The 19,741-nt window shown below is 34.8% G+C and carries 14 protein-coding genes; 11 read left to right on the top strand and 3 right to left on the bottom strand.

Annotated features, from left to right (window positions below; translation table 11 throughout):
- The first annotated feature begins 42 nt into the window (after positions 1 to 42).
- The 8 genes from porU (at position 43) to ACNFIH_RS09955 (ending at position 12,462) form a co-directional block, all read left to right on the top strand.
- A complete protein-coding gene (gene porU, locus ACNFIH_RS09920; RefSeq protein WP_426486492.1) occupies positions 43 to 3,879 on the top strand; it encodes a type IX secretion system sortase PorU in 3,837 nt (1,278 codons plus the stop codon).
- A 43-nt stretch (positions 3,880 to 3,922) separates the two neighbouring features.
- On the top strand, positions 3,923 to 5,125 hold the full coding sequence (porV, locus tag ACNFIH_RS09925; protein ID WP_426486493.1) for a type IX secretion system outer membrane channel protein PorV: 1,203 nt from the start codon (positions 3,923 to 3,925) through the stop codon (positions 5,123 to 5,125).
- Between the two features lie 75 nt (positions 5,126 to 5,200).
- The gene (gene cdd, locus ACNFIH_RS09930; RefSeq protein WP_426486494.1) at positions 5,201 to 5,683 is read left to right on the top strand and encodes a cytidine deaminase; all 483 of its coding nucleotides are present in this window, start codon (positions 5,201 to 5,203) and stop codon (positions 5,681 to 5,683) included.
- A 158-nt stretch (positions 5,684 to 5,841) separates the two neighbouring features.
- Positions 5,842 to 6,840: a pyruvate dehydrogenase (acetyl-transferring) E1 component subunit alpha gene (pdhA, locus tag ACNFIH_RS09935; RefSeq protein ID WP_035645485.1), complete on the top strand. Its 999-nt coding sequence runs from the start codon at positions 5,842 to 5,844 to the stop codon at positions 6,838 to 6,840.
- Positions 6,841 to 6,844: 4 nt separating this feature from the next.
- Positions 6,845 to 8,491, top strand: coding sequence for a 2-oxo acid dehydrogenase subunit E2 (locus ACNFIH_RS09940; protein ID WP_426486495.1), 1,647 nt, complete (start codon positions 6,845 to 6,847; stop codon positions 8,489 to 8,491).
- 92 nt (positions 8,492 to 8,583) lie between these two features.
- Positions 8,584 to 10,431: a leukotriene A4 hydrolase C-terminal domain-containing protein gene (locus ACNFIH_RS09945; protein ID WP_426486496.1), complete on the top strand. Its 1,848-nt coding sequence runs from the start codon at positions 8,584 to 8,586 to the stop codon at positions 10,429 to 10,431.
- A 523-nt stretch (positions 10,432 to 10,954) separates the two neighbouring features.
- Entirely contained in the window at positions 10,955 to 11,485 is a 531-nt protein-coding gene (locus ACNFIH_RS09950) for a carboxymuconolactone decarboxylase family protein (RefSeq protein ID WP_426486497.1), read from the top strand.
- A 98-nt stretch (positions 11,486 to 11,583) separates the two neighbouring features.
- Complete coding sequence (locus tag ACNFIH_RS09955) at positions 11,584 to 12,462, top strand: helix-turn-helix domain-containing protein (RefSeq protein ID WP_426486498.1); 879 nt, start codon at positions 11,584 to 11,586, stop codon at positions 12,460 to 12,462.
- Here ACNFIH_RS09955 and ACNFIH_RS09960 read toward each other — a convergent pair.
- A complete protein-coding gene (locus ACNFIH_RS09960; RefSeq protein WP_426486499.1) occupies positions 12,459 to 13,703 on the bottom strand; it encodes a glycosyltransferase in 1,245 nt (414 codons plus the stop codon). The two genes, ACNFIH_RS09955 and ACNFIH_RS09960, sit on opposite strands and share 4 nt — an antisense overlap.
- Positions 13,704 to 13,816: 113 nt before the next feature.
- Here ACNFIH_RS09960 and ACNFIH_RS09965 point away from each other — a divergent pair, with 113 nt between their 5' ends.
- Together ACNFIH_RS09965 and ACNFIH_RS09970 are read left to right on the top strand one after the other, a co-directional pair.
- Positions 13,817 to 14,398 carry a tRNA-(ms[2]io[6]A)-hydroxylase gene (locus ACNFIH_RS09965; protein WP_426486500.1) on the top strand — a complete coding sequence of 194 codons (582 nt, stop codon included), beginning with the start codon at positions 13,817 to 13,819 and terminating at the stop codon, positions 14,396 to 14,398.
- A 53-nt stretch (positions 14,399 to 14,451) separates the two neighbouring features.
- Entirely contained in the window at positions 14,452 to 17,211 is a 2,760-nt protein-coding gene (locus tag ACNFIH_RS09970; protein WP_426486501.1) for an AsmA-like C-terminal region-containing protein, read from the top strand.
- 205 nt (positions 17,212 to 17,416) lie between these two features.
- Here the strand turns inward: ACNFIH_RS09970 and rpmA are convergent, their stop codons facing one another.
- Both rpmA and rplU read right to left on the bottom strand, forming a co-directional pair.
- Positions 17,417 to 17,677 (bottom strand): 50S ribosomal protein L27, encoded by a 261-nt coding sequence (rpmA, locus tag ACNFIH_RS09975; protein ID WP_012023622.1) that lies wholly within the window; start codon positions 17,675 to 17,677, stop codon positions 17,417 to 17,419.
- A gap of 24 nt (positions 17,678 to 17,701) precedes the next feature.
- A complete protein-coding gene (gene rplU, locus ACNFIH_RS09980) occupies positions 17,702 to 18,139 on the bottom strand; it encodes a 50S ribosomal protein L21 (protein ID WP_142450305.1) in 438 nt (145 codons plus the stop codon).
- Between the two features lie 275 nt (positions 18,140 to 18,414).
- Here rplU and ACNFIH_RS09985 point away from each other — a divergent pair, with 275 nt between their 5' ends.
- A complete protein-coding gene (locus tag ACNFIH_RS09985) occupies positions 18,415 to 19,737 on the top strand; it encodes a M16 family metallopeptidase (protein WP_426486502.1) in 1,323 nt (440 codons plus the stop codon).
- Positions 19,738 to 19,741: the final 4 nt, after the last annotated feature.

Consider the following 19,741-nt stretch of genomic DNA (forward strand, 5'->3'; position numbering starts at 1 on the left):
ACTTAGTAAAATAATTTGTTAACAATTTCGTTTTCTTAACCTATGAAACAAGCCCTAATCTTATACTTTTTTTTAGTTCCAATCCTTGCATTTTCCCAGATAAATGGGAGCTTCGCAATAGATTGGCAAGGCAAAAAAGAAATGAGTTTCGGTGATTTCAAAACCACAGTTCCTTATTTTTCCGGAAGCAGTTTTCGATACGATACTACTAAAAAAAGCCTAACACTGCTGCTTAACATCACTCAATCGAGCTCTGGAACGAACAATTCTGTGCAACTTTTTAATATTGTTTACGAAACAATTTCAATTAATGATCTTGGCGATTTAAATTCGGAAAACCTTCCTGAAAAACCAAATGAAACGTTAAAAATTGCTTCTTCAAGAGATCAAAAGCAACTTTTTCTTTCGCTTTCGCCAATTCTCAAAGATGGAAATGGCTTTAAAAGGATCCGATCTTTTTCCTATTCTTCAAACGGTTCAACATCAAAAAACACCAATACTTCTGCTTTTCAAAAATCAAGCGTAATTTCTAATTCTGTTTTAGCATCGGGAGATTGGTATCGTTTTTATGTAGAAAAATCAGGCGTTTATAAAATATCAAAATCATTTCTACAAAGTTTAGGCTTTGATCCAAGCAAAACCGATCCGAAAAGAATCAAAATATACGGAAACGGAGGAAGAATGCTTCCTTTAGCAAACAGTACTTATTATCCAGATGATTTGGCTGAAAATGCAATACAGATTATTGGCGAAAGCGACGGAATCTTTAACAATGATGATTACATCCTTTTTTATGCTGAAGGAGTCGAAAACTGGAATTCAGAAAGCCAGACCAACCTTAATCTATTTGACTCAAAATCGTATTATTACATCACAACGACTGGTGGTGACGGAAAAAGAATTCCGATTCTAAATCAGCCTTCAGGAAGTACGACTTTAGAACTAAATACGTTTGATGACTATCAATACCACGAAATTGACCAGACTAATATAGCGCATTTAGGCCGCCAGTGGTTTGGAGAATCATTTGACATCAATCAGGAACAAGAATTTACTTTTACATTTCCAAACGTAGACAACTCTGTTCCTGCAAAAATAGAAGTTGTTGGCGCTGCTGCTGCATTTACTCCGACATCTTTTGCTATAAGCGCAAACGGACAAAATATTGGAAACATTAACTTCAATTCTTTGGTTTCTAGTTCTGATATTAAATTTTATACTGGCAAATTACCTGTAAATTCAACATTTACACCTGCCGAAAGTGTAAAAATAAAACTTACCTATAATAATAATGGTGTACCAGGATCAAAAGGTTATCTTGATTACATTAATATTATCGCAAAAAGAAAACTACTCGGAACCGGAAAACAATTCAAATTCCAATATGATTTGGCCGGCTCAACACCTGGAATTGCAAATTATACCGTTGGAAACGCTGCAGGAATATCTCAAGTTTGGGACATCACAGATCCTTATAATGTTTCCAAAATTGAAAATTCAAATCAGGCAACTTTCAGCTTTAAAGCTTCATTGGGAGAAATCAGAAAATATATCGCTATTGACGCTTCAGATTATTTTACACCTTTAAAAGAAAATCAGTCAAAAGTTGCCAATCAAAATTTAAAAGGAACACTTTTTAGAAATGCTCAAAATAGTATTCAAGATATTGATTATGTTATTATCTCTCCTAAATCTCTTGCCTCTCAAGCTGAAAAATTAGCTGCGTTTCGTCGCACCTATTCCAATTTAAATGTAAAAGTGATTACTTTAGAAGATATCTATCAAGAATTTTCATCAGGAAAGCAAGATATTGCCGCGATTAGAAACTGTATACGATATATTTACGAAAACGCTTCTTCGCCAGACAAAAGAATCAAATATGTGAATTTATTTGGAGATGCATCTTATGATTATAAAGATCGAATTTCAAACAACACTAACATTGTACCTATATATCATTCCTTAATTAGCAACACAACAGGAGAAGCTTCTTTCGCATCTGATGATTTCTATGGATTGATGGATGCCGACGAAGGAAACATTACCAATTTCTTTGGTGGAATTGACATTGCCACAGGCAGAATGCTTGTTTCTGACAATACACAGGCAAATGAAATGGTAAATAAGGTTTTAGAATATCATGACACTAAATCTTATGGTAATTGGAGAAATAATTTTGTTTTAGTGAGTGATGACGCTGATCAAAGTTCTGATGCAACGCTTCAATCACGTCAAAATGCCCTTGCAGATGTTATCGCAACTCAAAAACCATTTTTTAATATTGACAAAATCATTTTAGACTCCTATACTCAGGAAGCTTCTGCAGGCGGATCAAGATATCCTAAAGCCCGTACTGATTTATTTGATGCATTTGAAAAAGGCGCTTTGGTTTTTAATTATTTAGGACATGGTGGCGAAGACGGATTAGCCAGCGAAAGAATTTGGGAAAAATCAGATGGACAAAATCTGAATAATCAGTATAAATATCCTTTATTTATAACAATCACCTGCGAATTTTCGAGATTTGATGACCCAACCCGACCAACAGCGGGAGAATATACTTTTTGGAATCCAAAAGGTGGTGCAATTTCAATGTTGACCACCATTCGGTCAATTGGTCAGTTTAATGCCGAGAATTTCAATGATAGCCTAAGCAAAAATTTACTTTCTTACGGATCAAACCAATACACCACTATTGCAGAAGCGCTTCGAATTTCAAAAAATGAAAATCCGAGCTCATCCAGCAATGTTATATTTTACATTGGAGATCCAGCACTTATGCTTGCAATTCCAAAACCGAGAATTAATTTAACAAAAGTAAATGATGTTGTGATTTCTCAAACCATTCCAGATTTAAAATCACTTTCAAAAATTAAAATTTCAGGAGAAATTACAGATGAAAACAATACACTTCTGAGCAATTACAACGGCGAATTAGCAACTGCAATTTTTGACAAATTAATCACAACATCGACTCTCAATAATGATGGATTCAGTCCGCCAATGTCATTTAAAACTTTAGGAGAAACTATTTTCAGAGGCAATGCTTCAGTCACAAACGGCCAGTTTGAATTTAGCTTTGTTGTTCCAAGAGACATTCGAATTAATGTCGATTATGGCCGAATCAGTTTTTATTCAAAGAAAAATCAAGCCCTAGAAAATCAATCAGGTTATAACACCACTATTAAAATAGGAGGTATAAATGAAAATGCTCCTCAGGACAATATTAGTCCAAAAGTGAAGTTATATATGAATGATGAAACATTTGTTTCTGGTGGCATTACAAATGAATCGCCGTTTCTTTTGGCGTTTCTGGAAGACGAAAACGGAATTAATACAGCGAGTGGAATTGGACATGATATAGTGGCAGTATTAGACGGAGACGTAAGCAATCCGTACATTTTGAATGATTATTATCAGACAAAACTAGATGATTATACAAATGGAAATTTACGCTTTCCGCTTCGAAATTTAAAAGCAGGACTGCACACGATAACTTTCACAGCATGGGATGTTTATAACAATCCTGTAACAAGTGAAATACAATTTATTGTAGTTGGAGATGAATCATTATCTTTAACCCACGTTCTTAATTACCCGAATCCATTTTCAACCTACACACAATTTTGGTTTTCGCACAATAGACCTTATGAACCACTAGAAGTTCAGGTACAGGTTATGACTATAACAGGAAAAGTAGTCTGGACAAAAAACCAAATTATTACAACAGAAGGATTTCTTTCAAGAGAAATTACCTGGGATGGAAGAGACGATTTTGGAGACCGGATAGGTAAAGGAGTTTATATTTATAAATTGACTGTTAAATCAAATTTAACAAATAAAAAAGCAGAAAAGTACGAAAAACTTGTCATCTTATAATATTATATATATTTTGCACCACCAAAAAACATTAGTCCCATAAATGAAAAAAATATCACTTTTATTAATTTGCCTTTTAATTATTACCTACGCTAAAGCCCAAGAAACCAGACCAATTACTACTGGAGTTCCTTTCTTATTAGTTGCTGCTGATGCAAGAGCGGCAGGTTTAGCTGATCAGGGCGTTGCTACCTCTGCTGACGTTTTCTCTCAGCAATGGAATCCTGCGAAATATGCATTTTCTAAAGATGCACAAGGACTTTCTATCAGTTACACCCCTTATTTAACTGATTTAGCCAATGACATTTCACTTGGACAATTAACTTATTACAACAAAATCAGTGACCGAAGCGCCTTTGCAGGAAGTTTTCGCTATTTTGGCTTTGGAGATATTGAGTTAAGAAAAACTGGTGACCCAAATGAAGTTCCGAATATTGTATCGCCAAACGAATTTGCTTTAGACGGATCGTACTCACAAAAACTAAGCGAAACCTTTTCGATGGCAGTTGGAGCAAGATATATACGCTCTAACTTAAGAGTTGCCTCAGAAGATGTAGATGCAACTGCAGGAACATCGTTTGCTGTTGATGTTGCCGGATTTTATCAATCTGAAGAAATTGCTTACAGTGATTTCAACGGAAGATGGAGAGCTGGTTTTAATTTTCAGAATATTGGACCAAAAATCAGTTATGACAATGACGATTTGAGTTCTAACTTTTTACCTGCCAACATGCGTTTAGGAGGAGGATTTGATTTTATTCTTGACGATTATAATAAATTTGCAGTTAGCGTTGAATTTACAAAATTACTTGTACCAACTCCTCCGGGACAACAAGCAGCGGTAGATTTAAACGGAGATGGTGATTTTACTGACCCAGGGGAAAGCGCACAGGATCAAAGCTCAATTGCCTACAACAAATATAATGACATAGGCTGGTTTCAAGGAATGTTTAAATCTTTTGGAGACGCTCCAGACGGATTTAGTGAAGAAATAAAAGAAGTAACTTATAGTCTTGCCGGAGAATATATGTACCAAGATTCGTTTGCATTTCGTGCAGGATATTTCCATGAAAGCCCTCAAAAAGGAGCTCGTCAATTCTTTTCTTTAGGCGCCGGTTTCAAATACAACATCGTAAAAGTTGACGTTTCATACTTATTCTCAACTTCAAAAGTTAAAAATCCGTTAGAAAACACGCTTCGTTTTTCTTTAACGTTTAACTTTGGCGACAAATACGAAGAATATTAAACGATCTAAATAAAAAAACAATAACAATCCAAATTTCTATTTTTAGGAATTTGGATTTTTTTTCCCATAAAAACAATGAAAGAAATAAATATTACGTCATCCTTTTTAGTTTACAGCGGCATTGAAGAACTTTCAGAGGAAATTCAGAATTTAATGAGCCAAGCTGTGGAGATTCGGAAAAAAGCCTATGCTCCCTATTCACAATTTAAAGTTGGAGCAGCTTTATTATTGGATAATGGAAAAATAGTTTTAGGCTCTAATCAAGAAAATGCAGCATATCCATCAGGATTATGCGCAGAACGCGTGGCGATTTTTCATGCGGGAAGCATTTATCCTGAAGCTAAAATCTTAAAAATAGCGATTACAGCTGCTTCAGACACAAACCAAACCACTGCTCCTATTCCGCCTTGTGGTTCTTGCCGCCAATCAATTGCAGAATACGAAATCAAACAAGATACCCCTATAGAAATCTATTTTATGGGCGAAATAGGCGAAGTTTACAAATCGGCATCCCTCAAAAATTTGCTTCCTTTTATGTTCGACAAAAAGTTCTTGTAAAAAAAAGCCAAAAAGTAGCCATTAAATTTTAGTTCTTAAATGTAATGTCTTATTTTTGCATCCCGACCTTTCGGGCGCAAATTTGTGGGAGGAAACTATTTTGCGTTATAGGCAACAATTGATAACACAAACAAACTTTAGCAAAAGAAAGAATTCAGATGAAAGAAGTTACAAAAGAAGTATATTTAAAGTGGTACGAAGACATGCTACTTTGGAGAAAGTTTGAAGACAAACTTGCAGCGTTATACATTCAACAAAAAGTTAGAGGTTTTTTACACCTATATAATGGTCAAGAAGCTGTATTAGCGGGAGCACTTCACGCTATGGACTTGACTAAAGACAAAATGATTACTGCTTACAGAAACCACGTTCAGCCAATTGGAATGGGCGTTGATCCAAGAAATGTAATGGCTGAGCTTTTAGGAAAAGCAACAGGAACTTCTAAAGGTATGGGAGGTTCTATGCACATTTTCTCTAAAGAACACCGTTTTTACGGAGGACACGGAATCGTAGGTGGACAAATTCCTGTGGGAGCTGGTTTAGCTTTCGCTGACAAATATTTCAACACTGGTGGCGTTACTATGACTTACTTTGGTGATGGTGCTGCTAGACAAGGTTCTCTTCACGAAGCTTTCAACATGGCTATGTTATGGAAACTTCCAGTAGTATTTATCGTTGAAAACAACGGATACGCAATGGGAACTTCTGTAGAAAGAACTGCAAACCACACTGATATCTGGAAATTAGGTTTAGGATACGAAATGCCTTGCGGACCTGTTGACGGAATGAACCCAGTAAAAGTTGCCGAAGCAATGCACGAAGCTATCGAAAGAGCACGTCGCGGAGACGGACCAACTTTCCTTGAAATGAAAACGTACCGTTACAGAGGACACTCAATGTCTGATGCACAATTATACCGTTCTAAGGAAGAGGTTGAAGAGTACAAAAAAATTGACCCAATTACACAAGTTCTTGATGTAATTCTGGATCAAAAATATGCTACAGAAGAAGAAATTGAAGTTATTGACCAAAGAGTTAAAGACTTAGTTGAAGAATGTCAGAAATTCGCTGAAGAATCTCCGTACCCAGACTTACAACAATTATACGATGTAGTATACGCACAAGAAGACTATCCATTTACACCTCATAAACTATAACATCATGGCGATTAAAGTAACAATGCCTCGTTTGAGCGATACTATGACGGAAGGAACGGTAGCGACTTGGCTTAAAAAAGTAGGCGACAAAATTAGCGAAGGAGATATCTTAGCTGAAATTGAAACAGACAAAGCAACAATGGAGTTCGAATCTTTTAACGAAGGAACTCTTTTACATATTGGAATTCAAGCTGGAGAAACTGCTCCTGTTGATTCATTATTAGCAATCATTGGTAAAGAAGGAGAAGATATTTCTGCTCTTTTAGCTGGTGGTGATGCTCCTGCTACTGAAGCGCCAAAAGCGGATGCTCCTGCTGCAGAAGCAAAAACTGAAACTGCTGCTCCTGCAAAAGCCGCAACAGAATTACCAAAAGGTGTTGTAGTTGTAACTATGCCACGTTTGAGTGATACTATGACTGAAGGTACAGTAGCAACTTGGTTAAAGAAAGTTGGTGATGCTGTAGCTGAAGGCGATATTTTAGCAGAAATTGAAACAGACAAAGCGACTATGGAGTTTGAGTCTTTCAATGCTGGAACATTATTATACATCGGAATTCAAGAAGGAAATACTGCTCCTGTTGACAGCTTATTAGCTATTATTGGGCCAGCTGGAACTGATATTTCTGGAATCGCTGAAAATTATACTGCTGGAGGCGCTGCAACTGCAAGTGCTCCTGCTGCAGAAGAAACAAAAGCTGCTCCTGCTGCTGAAAAAGCACCAGAAGCTATAAACAATACTTCAGATGGAAGAATTTTAGCTTCACCTTTAGCTAAGAAAATTGCTTCTGATAAAGGAATCCAATTGAACCAAGTTAAAGGTTCTGGAGAAAACGGACGTATCGTGAAAAGCGATATCGAGAACTTTACTCCATCTGCGCAAGCACAACCAGCCGCAGCTGCAACTTCTGCTGCTCCGAAAGCTGAAACTGCTGCTCCTGCTGCACCAAAAGTATTTGTTCCTGCTGGTGAAGTTTTCACAGAAGAGATCAAAAACTCTCAAATGCGTAAAATCATTGCTAAACGTCTTGCAGAATCATTATTCACTGCTCCTCACTACAACTTAGTGATCGAAGTAAGCATGGACGAAGCTATGCAAGCAAGAGCCGCTATCAATAGCGTTCCAGATACAAAAGTATCTTTCAACGATATGGTTATTAAAGCTTGTGCTTTAGCATTGAAAAAACACCCAAAAATCAACTCTACTTGGAAAGAAGATGCTATCATCATCAACCACCACGTAAACATTGGTGTTGCTGTAGCAGTTGAAGACGGATTAGTAGTTCCTGTATTAAGATTTACAGATGCTATGAGTTTATCTCAAATTGGTGGAAGCGTAAGAGATCTTGCTGGAAGAGCTAAAAACAAAAAATTAGGACCACAAGAAATGGAAGGAAGTACTTTTACAGTATCTAACCTTGGTATGTTTGGTATTACTGAATTCAATTCAATTATCAACCAACCAAACTCTGCTATCCTTTCTGTAGGTGCAATTGTTGAGAAACCAGTAGTTAAAAACGGGCAAATCGTAGTTGGAAACACAATGATGTTATCATTAGCTTGTGACCACAGAACAATCGACGGTGCAACTGGCGCTCAATTCTTACAAACATTAAAACAATACATCGAAAGCCCAGTTACAATGTTGGCGTAATTAGTTGTTAATTTTATAATTAAATCCCGTTTTGTTTATTCAAAACGGGATTTTTTGTTTAATTTTCATCCTCTAATTCAATACCTCACAATATGAAGAAATTAATTCTTGCCGCTTTATTTCTGACAGCAATTGCCTGCCAGAAAAAAGAGCAAACCGAAAAACCAACAGCTATTGTCGATGAGCACAGTTATTCGAAACCAGAGCTAGCTGTTGTAAAACATCTTGACCTTGATATTAAAGTTGATTTTGATACACAAACAATCTCAGGAAAAGCATCTTGGCAGATCGATAATATCAGCAAAGGAAATGAAATCATTTTCGACGAAAATACCTTAAATATTACAAAAGTAACTTTAGGCGATGATGAAAAAGAAACAAAATTCGAGCTTGGCGCAGACACAGAATTTCATGGAAAACCGCTCCATATTACTATAGAACCAAATACAACTAAAGTAAACATTTACTACAACACTACTAAAGATGGTGTAGCACTACAATGGCTAAAACCAGAACAGACAGCAGATAAAAAGAAACCTTTTGTTTTCTCTCAAGGCGAAAGTGTTTGGTCAAGAACATGGATTCCATGTCAAGATTCTCCAGGAATTCGTTTTACTTATAATGCAAAAGTTACGGTTCCTAAAGATTTATTAGCGGTTATGAGCGCTGTAAATCCGCAGAAGAAGAATGATACTGGCGTTTATACTTTCAAACAAGATAAAGCAATTCCTTCTTACTTGATGGCAATTGCAGTTGGAGATATTGAATTTCAAGCTATCGACAACAGAACTGGTGTTTATGCAGAACCATCAATGCTAAAAAAATCGGCTTGGGAATTTGCTGAACTTGGAAAAATGGTAAATGCTGCAGAAAAACTTTACGGACCTTATCGTTGGGGACGTTATGATGTTTTGGTTTTACCTCCAAGTTTCCCTTATGGCGGAATGGAAAATCCAAACTTGACTTTCTTAACTCCGGGAGTTATTGCTGGAGATCGTTCGCTAACGAGTTTATTAGCACATGAATTAGGCCACAGTTGGAGCGGAAATTTAGTTACAAACGCAACATGGGATGATATTTGGCTTAACGAAGGTTTTACAACTTATGTTGAACACAGAATTGGAGAAGCTATTTTCGGTAAGAAAGAATTTGAAATGCAAAATGTTATCACAAACAAAGAATTAACTGATAACGTTGCAGAATATGGCGATACAAATCCAGACACAAGATTAAAAGTCAGTTTAACTGGCCGAAATCCAGACGACGGAATCAGCCAAATTCCATACGTTAAAGGATATGCATTTTTAAGAGTTATTGAAAACGCTGTTGGACGCGATAAATTCGATCCGTTTATTAAGAATTATTTTGATTCTCATGCATTCCAATCTATCACAACAGAAGATTTTGTAAAGTATTTAAACGAAAATCTTATTAAAGGTGACAAAGCTTTAGCAGATAAAATTCAATTAGAAAATTGGATTTACAAACCGGGAATTCCGTCAAACATTCTTCCGGTAAGTTCAGTTGATTTTGATGCTATTGATGCAATCCAAAAAAGCTGGAGAGAAACTGGCATTACAGGTTTGAGCAAAAAAATCACAACGACTGCAGAAAAACAGCACTTTATAGATCATCTTCCAGCTGATATTACAGTCGCAGAAATGGACGCAATTGACAAAGAATTCAACTTTACAAAAGGTGGAAACTTCATTATCAAGCGTCAATGGTTTGTTCAGGCATTACGTCATCAATACAAACCAGCGTATCCTGCAATTGAGCAATTTTTGATTGGAATCAGTAGAACTGGATCTGTGATGATGCTTTATAAAGAAATGGTTAAAACTCCTGAAGGGAAAGTTTGGGCGAAACAGATTTTTGGCAAAGCGAAATCTGGTTATCATGCTACAACTATTCAGGCTGTTGAAGGTGTTTTGAAATAAACTTTCAATAATATAATTTCAAAATAGGCTGCTCCTAAGGAACAGCCTATTTTTTTTTTAAGTATTATTTGTCATTCCGAGGAACGAGGAATCTCCGCAAGAAACTCCTCAATCAGAATCGACAATCTTTGTCGAGCTACTTGCGGAGATTCCTCGTTCCTCGGAATGACAAGATTGCGAAAAGCTTTGCTACGAACTTTGACAAAGTTTACTACACACAAAGCTTTTCATTGCTGATAAAATAAACAAAAACAATCTTATGAAACTGAGTGCCCTAGCCCCGATAGAAGTGGAAATCCTTTTGTGGCGGGGTTCGCCACAAAAGATTGTAACGGATAGCGGGATTAGCTCCTAAAAAGGTCCTCCATCATTGAAATCTAAAACCCAGGATTGTACTCAAAAATAGAAGAGGGAAAATTATCCATCACATAGCGTACATTCTCCATGTTCTAAAATCTGTAATCGTCGCAACTTTGTAATGTCAAAAGACAACAACAAATAACAACTTAAAAAATTAAATAAAATGACACGATTAACAGCATTAAACCCAGACGAAGTAACAGGAAAAACTAAAGATTTATTCAACGCAGTTCAAGCTAAATTAGGCGTTGTACCAAACATGATGAGAACAATGGGAAATTCTCCAGCAGTTCTTGAAGGATATTTGAATTTAAGCGGTGCTTTAAGCCACGGAAAACTAAGTGCAAAAACTGGCGAATTAATTGCCTTGGCAGTTTCAGAAAGCAATTCTTGTGATTATTGTTTAGCTGCCCACACTTTTATTGGGGAAAAATTAGTTAAAGCGGATCCAGCAGTTTTAAAAGCAGCAAGATCAGGAAATTCTGCAGATGCTAAAACAGAAGCTATTTTACAATTAGCTAAAACATTAATCAGCAAAAATGGTTTAGTAAACGATGAAGATGTAAATAAAGCTAAAAACGCAGGAGTTTCTGACGCTGAAATTGCTGAAACTATTGCACATGTAGCTTTGAATGTTTTAACAAACTACTTCAATAATCTTGCTAATACTGAAATTGATTTTCCAGCAGTATAATTTAAAAAAGCAAAGTCACTATAACAAAAAACAATTTATAAGGATAGTTGTGAATTTATTTCATAACTATCTTTATATTTTCAAAAAAGAACCAAGATATGAGCTCTCAAAATGTTTCCACTTTAATAAATCCGCAAACTGGTAATTTGGCTTTTAAAATCCTTCCGTTTGAGGACAATATTCATTTTGATCATTTGCAGCGAAATAATTATTATTCGTTAATCTGGGTAAAGAAAGGAAAAGGCAAAGTAAAAGCCGATTTTGCAGAACATCATTTTGAAGAAAATTCACTTCTCGCCTTTTCTCCATATCAGCCTTTTATGCTTTGTGTAAACGAACCAATTGAAGGAATTGCGATTCATTTTCACCCTGATTTTTACTGCATTCACATGCATCAGAAAGAAGTTTCATGTAATGGCGTATTGTTCAACAACATTTATCAGCCGCCTTATGTAAAGGTTACGGAACAAGCTGAGCAAACTTTCAAAATGGTTTTAGAACAAATGAAAGCCGAAATTCAAAATGCAGAATTAGCACAATATGAATTGCTTATTTCGTATTTAAAAATCTTTTTAATTACAGCTTCAAGATTAAAAACCGAACAATTAGAAGAAATGAAATCGGTTCCAGATGCTAAAGAACCTGTTATTCTTCAAAACTTAAAAGATGCGATTGAACTGAACTTCAAAACCAAACATTCGGCAGGGAATTATGCTGATTTACTAAATATTTCCCCAAAAGCTTTAGCCAAATTATCGAAGAATTATTTCAATAAAACCCTTACTGATTTGATTTCAGAAAGAATAATTATCGAAGCTAAAAGAGAATTATATCTCACCAACAAAACCGTCAAAGAAATTGCATACGAATTAGGCTATGACGACGAACATTATTTCAGCCGTTTCTTTAAAACTAATGCTGATGTTTCGCCTCAAATGTATCGTGAAACAGTTGGATTTGGCAAAATGCAAGCTTAATTATTGTTCTTCGCTTCAATCCATTTTGACATATACATGGTGCTTTTATAGGCGTGATGTTGCAGCAAATTTCCCATAAAATTATGAAGACGATGACTTTCAGAATCAGTAAAAAGTGAATTTACCAGCAAAATTAATTCAGTTGAATAACTGCTTTTTTGATAACATTTATTAATAATTGCAATTCCGTTTTTTTGCGATTCTTTCCAGAGATTTTCATCTTGATAAAGTGCAATTGCCTTTTTTGCAAACTCCTCTGGATTATCTTCAATAAAACCATTCCAAGCTAAATCTTCATGCATTGCTTCAGAACCAATGGAAGTCGTTACGCTTGGTGTTCCGCATTGCATGGCTTCTAATAATTTTCCTTTTAAACCTGCACCAAAACGAATTGGAGCTAAAACAACTCTAGCATTTTTAACCACTTCATTAGCGTCTTCTGCCCTTCCCATTATAAAAAATCCATTTTTAGGCTGATGCAACTGCAATACTTTCTGTGACGGATAAGCGCCGTAAACTTCTAAAACTGCTTCTGGAAAATTCTTTTTTATTAAAGGCCAAATAGCTTCTTTTAGATATTGAACGGTATTCCAATTTGGTTCATGAAGAAAATTTCCAATGAAAACAAAGTTCTTTCGATCACTAAAAGAAGGCAGTTTCTGAAGATCTTCTTCATTCATTTTTTCGACCAAAAACGGAAGATAGAACAACAAATCATTGCTTATTTTGAAAACATCTCTCAAAATATTCATTTCAAATTCTGAAATAATCAAAGATAAATCACATCTCAAAATGCTGGCGATTTCACGTTTCGCCACTTCTTCAGACAATAAATCATGAATTTCAAAAGCTCGATTTTCTTTAAAAGCTTTTTGTCTTGCAGTTCTTAGGCAATGCAAATCTTCTGTATCTAAAATTCGGATTGCTTTTGGGCATTTTTCGGTAACTCGCCAGCAAAATTGCTCTTCAATCATAAAACGATCAAACAAAACAACGTCTGGATTTAATTCGATTATAAAATCATCAAAACTTGATGAATTGAGTTCGATGCTTTTTTTTGTTACCTTAAATTCAGCTAAATCAACCATAAAATCACTGTCTTGCGCGGCGCTGACAAAAGTAATTTCGAATCCGTTTTCCTTAAAAATCGAAATCAGTTGCATCATTCTTCCGCCCGCTGCAGAAGAATTTGGTTCTGGCCACACAAAACCAATTATTAAAAGTTTTTTTATCTGATTCATAATATTTGTTTCATATTACAAAATAATGCTTTTTTGCGCGGATTTGCACCCAATTTCCCAAGATTCGGTCATAAAAAAACACTAATTTTGCAGTAAATAAATGCTGGGAAATTATGTTGGGACTAAAATTAGCTACAGACCCTCGCTGGGTAAATATCGTTGAGTCAAATATCGAAGAAATTTTAACGGATCACGCTTGGTGTGAACAAAAAGCGGCTTCAAACGCGATTAGTATCGTTACTTACAACTCTGAACTTGAAGAATTGGTAACTGAAATGCTCGAAATTGCCAGAGAAGAACTAGAGCATTTTCAAATGGTTCACAACATTATAAAACAACGCGGACTCACTTTAGGCCGTGAACGAAAAGATCATTATGTAAATGAACTTTTTAAATTCATGAAAAAAGATGGCAGCCGAAGAGACGCTCTTTGCGACCGATTATTATTTTCAGCCATGATCGAAGCCAGAAGTTGTGAGCGTTTTAAAGTACTTTCAGAAAACATCAAAGATGAAGAATTGGCAAAATTCTACAGAGATTTAATGATTTCTGAAGCCGGTCATTATACTACTTTCCTTGGATTCGCCAGAAAATACCAAGACAATATCGACATTGACAAACGCTGGAAAGAGTGGATTGAATACGAAGGTTCTATCATTACCAATTATGGTAAAAATGAAACTGTTCACGGATAAAACAACTCCAGTTTTACCATTTTTTACCCTTTTTCTAATCTAAATATTTTATCATGTCCAAAAGCAAAACCAAATCCATTTTATTAAAAATCGCAAAGTATCTTGGAATAACTTTCGCCGTTATTATCGCCCTGCTTTTTTTGACTCCGATTGTTTTTGCCGATAAAATCAAAGAACAAATTAAAAAAACAGCCAATGAAAAGCTTAGCGCAGAATTAAATTATTCTGATGTTTCGGTTTCGTTTTTTCATCATTTTCCTTCACTGACACTGACACTAAGCGACTTAAATCTTAATGGATCTGCACCTTATGCAAAGGAAAAATTCATTACTGCAAAAGAAGTTTCTTTCGGAATAAATGTTGCCAGTCTGGTTTTCAGCAAAACCGTAAAAATTGATCAAATTTACCTATCCGATTCTTTTATCAATGTAAAAGTGAATCCAAAAGGAGAAGCTAATTATAACATTTATAAATCTTCAAAACCTTCAAATCCTAAAGACAGCACCGAAACAGCTTTGAAATTAGAGCGAATTGAAATTTTAAACAGCAAAATAATTTATGATGATCAGTCGACAAAAGTTCATTTTGATGCTTTTGGTTTTGATTATTTAGGAAAAGGAGATTTAAACAAATCGATTTTTGATCTGTATTCAAAAGCTAAAATCGAAAAGCTGAATGTAGTTTATGAAGGCGAACCATATTTAATGAATAAAAAGGTCGATGCTGATTTGATTACCAAAGTAAACGTAAACTCGCTTTCTTTCTTTTTTCAACAGAACAACTTAAAAATCAATCAACTTGTGGTTGATTTTAAAGGAAAATTTGACTTCTTGAAAGATGGTTACAATATGGATTTTGTCATAAAATCAAACAACAGCAACTTATACGATGTTTTTACGGCGTTCCCGCCAAAATACATTACATGGCTTTCTAAAACCGAATTAAAAGGAAATACCAATCTGCTTTTAACACTGAAAGGCGATTATATCGCTTCTCAAAATATTGCGCCAGAATTAGATTTGGACGTAAAAATTGACAGCGGATTTGTAAATTATAACAAAAGTGCATTTCCGGTTTCAAATTTGAATTTAGATATTAAAACCAGAGTTCCAAATCTAAATCCGGATCTTGCAGATATTGAGGCTAAAAATCTCTCATTAAATATTAATAAAGATTATTTGAAATCGAAATTTCACGTAGTCGGTGTAAATACTCCAAATATTGACGCGGATTTAAAAGCAAAAATAGACCTTGGGAAATTGATGTCAGCTCTTGGAATTCCAAATATTGTATTAAAAGGAAATCTTGATGGAGATGCCGTTGTAAACGGAAAATTCGACCAAAAAAACAGACTTTTCCCAAAAACGCAAGGAACTATTAATTTAGAAAACGGTTATTTAAAAACACCTTATTACCCAAATCCAATTACCAATATCACTGTTAAATCCAGAATTGACAATCAAAAAGGAACCTATGACGATTTGAAAGTAAAACTAAAACCAGCGCAATTTACTTTTGAAGGAAAACCAGTTTTTGTAGAAGCAGATTTAAGTAATTTTGATGATCTGACCTATGACATCAAAGCCAAAGGAGAATTGGATGTTAATAAAATCTACAAAGTTTTTTCTCAAAAAGGTTTTGATTTAGATGGATTTGTAAAAGCTGATGTTGTTTTAAAAGGAAAACAAAGCGATGCCGAAAAAGGAAATTACAGCAAACTCCATAACAAAGGAACGCTTGAATTAAGAAATATCGGCATTACATCTGAATATCTTCCTAAAAAATTTATTATCAAGGAAGGGATTTTCAAAATTAACCAGGACAAGATGTATTTCAACAACTTTTTGGCCGCATATGGAAAATCTGATTTTAAAATGAACGGTTATTTGCAGAATGTATTTAACTACGCAACTACAAATACTGGTATTTTAAAAGGTGCTTTTACTTCTACATCCCGATATATTAATGTTGACGAATTCATGTCTAGCACAGATCCGAATGCATCAGTAAAAACAAATTCAGGCTCACAAGAAGAATCTAAAAAAACAGAAACTACCCAAACAGGAGTTATCATAATTCCGTCAAACTTGAATTTGCAGTTTACAGCCAATGCGCAGAAAGTCAATTTCGACAAACTTAATTTGCAAAATGCGACTGGAAATTTAAGCATGAAAAACGGCAAACTGACAATGCAGAACACTGGCTTTGATTTAATTGGCTGTAAAGTAGCCATGAATGCCAATTATCAGGCTGTAACGCCTCAAAAAGCAAATTTCGATTATGCTATAAAAGCTTCTGATTTTGATATTAAAAGAGCTTATAATGAAATAGAAGTTTTCAGAAAAATGGCCAGCGCCGCTGAAAAAGCACAAGGAATTGTTTCTTTAGATTACCAATTAAAAGGACGTTTGAACGGAAAAATGGAACCTGTTTATCCTTCACTAACCGGAGGAGGAATACTTTCTGTTAAAGATGTAAAAGTTCGAGGCCTGAAAATGTTTAGCGCAGTAAGCAAAGAAACAAATTCTGAATCGATGAAAAATCCTGATGTTTCTAAAGTTGATATTAAAACTACAATCAAGAACAATATCATGACCGTAGAACGCTTTAAATTCAAATTTGCAGGCTTTAGACCTAGAATTGAAGGCACAACAAGTTTAGACGGAAAACTGAACTTAAAAATGCGTTTAGGATTACCTCCTTTGGGCATTTTCGGGATTCCTCTTATGGTTACCGGAACTCAGGATAATCCAAAAATAAAAGTTGGAAAGAAATCTCAGGATTTGGAAGAAACTAAAGATACTGAGGAATAAAAAGTTCAAACTCTAAATCTTAAATTCCAAATTCCAATTATTGCTAATAACATAAAAACCTTTGTCAAAATTTTAAACTTTGACAAAGGTTTTTTCTTTTTTGTGATTTCTCCTTTCGTCGAAATGACATACTTTATCTTGATAAAAAAAACAAAAAACCCGATCATTTCTGAACGGGTTTTTTATAAAAAGTAATCTTTGATTATTATGCCTCGAATGGGATAATAGATACATAAGATTTGTTATCTCTTTTCTTTTGGAACTTAACAACTCCAGCTACTCTTGCGTGTAGTGTGTGATCTTTACTGATGTAAACGTTTTCACCTGGATTATGTTTTGAACCTCTTTGTCTAACGATGATGTTACCAGCAATAGCAGCTTGACCACCATAAATCTTAACGCCTAAACGTTTTGATTCTGATTCTCTACCATTCTTCGAACTACCGACACCTTTCTTGTGAGCCATGACGTATGAGTTTAAATATTGTTATTATTCTTTAGTAGTCTCTTTTTTTGCTTTTGGAGCTGCTTTTTTTGCTTTTGGAGCCTCTACTTCTTCAGTAGCTACTTCTTCTGCTACAACTGCTTTTTTAGCTGCTGCTTTTTTAGTTCCTCCTGCTGCAGTAATACCTTCAATTACAATTTGAGTAAGATATTGTCTGTGACCATTTCTTTTTTTGTATCCTTTTCTTCTTTTCTTTTTGAAAACGATAACTTTATCACCTTTTAAGTGTTGTAACACTTTAGCTTCTACTGAAGCACCTTCTATAGCTGGGGCGCCTAAAGTTACATTTCCATTATCGTCTAACAAAAGAACTTTATCAAAAGAAACTTTTGATCCTTCTTCGTTAGCTAAACGGTGAACATAAACCTTTAAGTCTTTGCTTACTTTAAATTGTTGCCCTGCTATCTCTACGATTGCATACATATCAAATTGATTTATTGATTTTTAAGGTTGCAAATATACAACTAATAATTTACTACGCAATCCCTCGATGCAAAAATATTTTTTTCCTGTTTAACAGCTGTTTTTCAACTCTTTTTAATGTTTTTAAAATCAAAATTATAAGTAAATTTTTACTAATTTCTAATGATAAAGGCATAAGTTCTAAAATAATACACAAAAAACACTATTTTTGGAGTAACTATATTCAACTTTTTGCTACCTACTTATTTTAGGTATCATAAATTTATTAATCTTATATGAAAAATTCGATAATGATGTTAAGTGCAGCACTAATGCTTGGCGGAGTAGCACATGCTCAAAAGGTGGCTTTTGAAGAATACAATCTAGATAACGGAATGCACGTAATTTTGCATAACGATCCATCGGCGCCTGTGGTTATTACATCTGTAATGTATCACGTAGGTTCAAAAGACGAACGTCCTGACCGAACGGGTTTTGCACATTTTTTTGAACATTTATTATTTGAAGGCACTCAAAATATAAAACGCGGCGAATGGATGAAAATCGTTACTGCAAACGGAGGTGTCAACAATGCCAATACTTCTGATGACAGAACCTATTATTATGAAGTTTTTCCATCAAACAATTTAGAATTGGGATTATGGATGGAATCAGAACGATTAATGCATCCTATTATTAATAAAATTGGAGTTGATACGCAAAATGAAGTTGTAAAAGAAGAAAAAAGAATGCGTTACGACAATCAGCCTTACGGAAATATTCTTCCGGAGGTTAAAAAGAACATGTTCAAAAATCATCCGTATCGCTGGACAACTATTGGTTCAATGAAAGATTTAGACGCCGCAACTCTTGAAGAATTTCAGGCATTCAACAAAAAATTCTATACACCAAACAATGCCGTATTAGTAGTTGCCGGAGATTTCGATAAAACAAAAGCTAAAGAATGGGTTCAGAAATATTTCGGACCAATTCCAAAAGGGGAAACAGTAAAAAAACAAGTCTATACCGAAGAACCTATTACACAAACTATAAAAGCAACATACGAAGATCCAAATATTCAAATTCCGATGGTTGTTGCTTCGTACAGAACGCCGTCAATGAAAACCAGAGACGCGAGAGTTTTAGATTTAATCTCTTCGTATTTAAGTGACGGAAAAAGTTCTAAACTTTACAAAAAAATCGTTGATGACAAAAAAATGGCACTTCAAATTGGCGCTGTTGGTTTTAGTCAGGAAGATTATGGAACTTATATATTATATGGATTGCCAATGGCTCCAAATACAACAACAGACATTTTAAAAGAAATGGATGAAGAAATCGTAAAAATCCAAACTGATTTGATTTCTGAAAAAGATTACGAAAAATTACAGAATAAATTCGATAATAATTTTGTGAATGCGAATTCAAGCGTAGAAGGAATTGCAGAAAATCTTGCTTCTTATTATTTGCTTTATGGAGACGTAAATTTAATCAATACTGAAATTGATATTTACCACTCTATAACGAGAGAAGAAATCAGAGAAGTTGCAAAGAAATATTTGAATCCAAACCAACGCTTGATTTTAGATTATATTCCAACTGCAAAATCTCAAAACTAAGAAG

Source organism: Flavobacterium sp. 2 (assembly GCF_049949195.1).
Lineage (GTDB): Bacteria > Bacteroidota > Bacteroidia > Flavobacteriales > Flavobacteriaceae > Flavobacterium.